We start from the raw sequence: 336 nt of genomic DNA, 5'->3' as shown, positions 1-336 counted from the left end.
GCCCAGCGCAAGGTGCTGGACAACACCCTGCGTGATTTCCGCCTCGGTGGTGCCGAGCTGGCGCCGGAGGCGCAGCAGCGCTTCGCGGCGATCAAGGAAGAACTGTCGGCGCTGTCGGCGAAGTTCTCGCAGAACGTGCTCGACGCTACCGATGCCTGGTCGCTGATCATCGAGGACGAAGCGCGGCTGAAGGGCCTGCCGGAAGACGTGAAGGCCGCCGCACATGCGGCAGCACGGAAGGACGGCAAGGCCGGCTGGAAACTGACCCTGCAGATGCCGTGCTACCTGCCGGTGCAGACCTGGGGTGAGGACCGCGACCTGCGCGAGATCCTGTAC

At 66.7% G+C, this 336-nt stretch carries 1 protein-coding gene; it reads left to right on the top strand.

Features of this window, described 5'->3' with window-relative positions:
• The coding region (locus tag EKC99_RS15680) for a M3 family metallopeptidase (protein ID WP_163152697.1) at nucleotides 1–336 on the top strand (336 nt) is incomplete at both ends.

Source organism: Anoxybacillus sp. MB8, from assembly GCF_011006755.1.
GTDB classification, from domain to species: Bacteria; Bacillota; Bacilli; order Bacillales; family Anoxybacillaceae; genus Anoxybacillus; species Anoxybacillus gonensis.
The sequence above is the reverse complement of the archived record's forward strand: the minus strand, read 5'-3'. Positions and strand labels throughout refer to the sequence as shown.